Origin of the sequence: Pseudomonas wayambapalatensis, assembly GCF_049942315.1 — a bacterium.
Lineage (GTDB): Bacteria > Pseudomonadota > Gammaproteobacteria > Pseudomonadales > Pseudomonadaceae > Aquipseudomonas > Aquipseudomonas wayambapalatensis.
On the sequence record NZ_JBNFMU010000203.1, the window covers coordinates 1 to 2,500 of the forward strand.

The following is a 2,500-nucleotide window of genomic DNA, read 5'->3' on the forward strand; positions in this document are numbered from 1 at the left end:
TCTGTGGGAGCGGCGGTGCGGCGTCCGGCTTGTCCGGTGATGAGGTCAGTACATGCTGAACAGCATCCCGATCCGCGCCGGCATCACCCAGGCTGCTCTTTTGCTTTGCAAGAGACCTGAAAGATGAACGCCGAAAACCGAATCCACGAACTGCGCGCCGAACTCGACCAGCACAACTATCGCTACTACGTGCTGGACGAGCCCAGTGTGCCCGACGCCGAATACGACCGGCTGTTCAACGAACTCAAGGCGCTGGAAGCCGAGCATCCGCACCTGATCACTCCCGACTCGCCTACTCAGCGTGTCGGCGGTGCAGCCCTGGCCGCCTTTACCCAGGTACGCCACGAGATCCCCATGCTTAGCCTGGGCAACGCCTTCGAAGAGGCTGACTTGCGCGAATTCGGACGGCGTGTGGTCGAAGGGCTCGACCAGGCCGAGGCGGTCGACTACAGCTGCGAGCCCAAGCTCGATGGCCTGGCGGTGAGCCTGTTGTACCGCAACGGCCAGCTGGTGCAAGGCGCCACCCGTGGCGACGGCACGACCGGCGAAGACATCAGCGCCAACGTGCGCACCATCCGCAACGTCCCGTTGAAGCTGCATGGCAGCGGCTGGCCCGAAGTGCTCGAAGTGCGTGGCGAGGTGTACATGAGCAAGGCGGGTTTCGAACGCCTCAATGCCGCTCAGGCCGAAGTCGGCGGCAAGACCTTTGCCAACCCGCGCAACGCTGCCGCTGGCAGCCTGCGTCAACTGGACTCGAAGATCACCGCCAGCCGCCCGCTGGAATTCTGCTGCTACGGTATCGGCCAGACTTCAGCGAGCGTCGGCGACAGCCATATCGGCATTCTCGAGCAGCTCAAGGTCTGGGGCATGCCGATCAGCCCTGAGCTCAAGCACGCCGCCGGCATCGAAGAATGCCTGGCCTACTACCAGGACATCGGCGCCCGCCGCAACGCGCTGCCCTACGAGATCGACGGCGTGGTGTTCAAGGTCAACAGCCTGGCGGCGCAGCGCGAACTGGGTTTCCGTGCGCGTGAGCCGCGCTGGGCCATCGCCCATAAATTCCCGGCCATGGAAGAACTCACCGAGGTGCTGGACGTCGAGTTCCAGGTCGGCCGTACCGGCGCGGTGACTCCGGTCGCCCGTCTCAAGCCGGTCAAGGTGGCCGGGGTGACCGTATCCAACGCCACCCTGCACAACATGGACGAAATCGCCCGCCTGGGCCTGCGCATCGGCGACACGGTGATCATCCGCCGTGCCGGTGATGTGATCCCGCAGGTGATGCAGGTAGTGCTCGAGCGTCGCCCCGATGACGCCCGCCCGGTCGAAGTGCCAACCACCTGCCCGGTGTGCGGCTCGCAGGTCGAGCGCACCCAGTTGGTCAAGCGCAGCAAGGGCAAGGAAACCACCAGCGAAGGTGCGGTGTATCGGTGCGTCGGCCGCCTGGCCTGCGGTGCCCAGCTCAAGCAGGCGATCATTCACTATGTGTCGCGCCGGGCGATGGATATCGACGGTCTCGGCGAGAAGAGCGTCGAGCAGTTGGTCGACGAGGGGCTGATCGGTTCGCCGGCAGACCTGTACAAGCTCCAGTTCGAGCAGATCGTCGACCTGGAGGGCTTCGCCGAGGTCTCCAGCCGCAAGCTGCTTGAAGCCATCGAGGCGAGCAAGCGCCCGCCGCTCGCGCGCTTCATCTTCGCCCTGGGCATCCCCGATGTGGGCGAGGAGACCGCCAAGGTCCTGGCTCGCTCCCTGGGTAGCCTGGAGCGGGTGCAGGTGGCACTGCCGCAGGTGCTGACCTACCTGCCGGACATCGGCCTTGAAGTCGCCTACGAGATCCACAATTTCTTCGAGGATGCGCACAACCGCCAGGTCATCCAGCAACTGCTCGACAGCGGCATGCAGTTGCAGGACCAAGGCGAGCTGGCGGCGGAGTTCGCTGCCAGCACCACCCTCGCCGGGATGATCGCCAAGCTCGACATCCCCTCGGTCGGCCCGACCGGCGCCGAGAAGCTGGTGGACAAGCTCGGCACCCTCGACAAGATCATCGCCGCCGACGGCATCGACCTGCGCCAGGCCCTGAACACCAAGCAGGCCGATGCCGTGCGCGAGTTCTTCAAGGTCGAGGCCAACCAGCAACTCGCCCGCGCCATCGAAGCCCAGCTCGAAGCGTTCGGCATGCACTGGCACAGCGAGAAGAAAACCACCGAGGGCCTGCCCCTGGCCGGTCAGACCTGGGTGCTGACCGGCACCCTGGAGCGCATGAGCCGCGACATCGCCAAGGACAAGCTGGAAAGCCTCGGCGCCAAGGTGGCGGGCTCGGTGTCCGGCAAGACCCACTGCGTGGTGGCAGGTCCGGGGGCTGGGTCGAAGCTGGCCAAGGCCAGTGAGCTGGGGGTCAAGGTGCTGGACGAAGAGGCCTTCGTCGCCTTCCTGGCGGGGCAGGGCATCACGGTCTGATGTTGCCTGCCCTGGCCTCATCGCGGGACGAGCCCGCTCCCACAGG

The 2,500-nt window shown here is 65.6% G+C and carries 1 protein-coding gene; it reads left to right on the forward strand.

Going from position 1 to position 2,500, the window contains the following annotated elements:
• Window positions 1-123: 123 nt before the first annotated feature.
• The gene (gene ligA, locus ACPZMI_RS16865) at window positions 124-2,454 is read left to right on the forward strand and encodes an NAD-dependent DNA ligase LigA (RefSeq protein ID WP_426352691.1); all 2,331 of its coding nucleotides are present in this window, start codon (window positions 124-126) and stop codon (window positions 2,452-2,454) included.
• The last annotated feature ends 46 nt before the right edge of the window (window positions 2,455-2,500 follow it).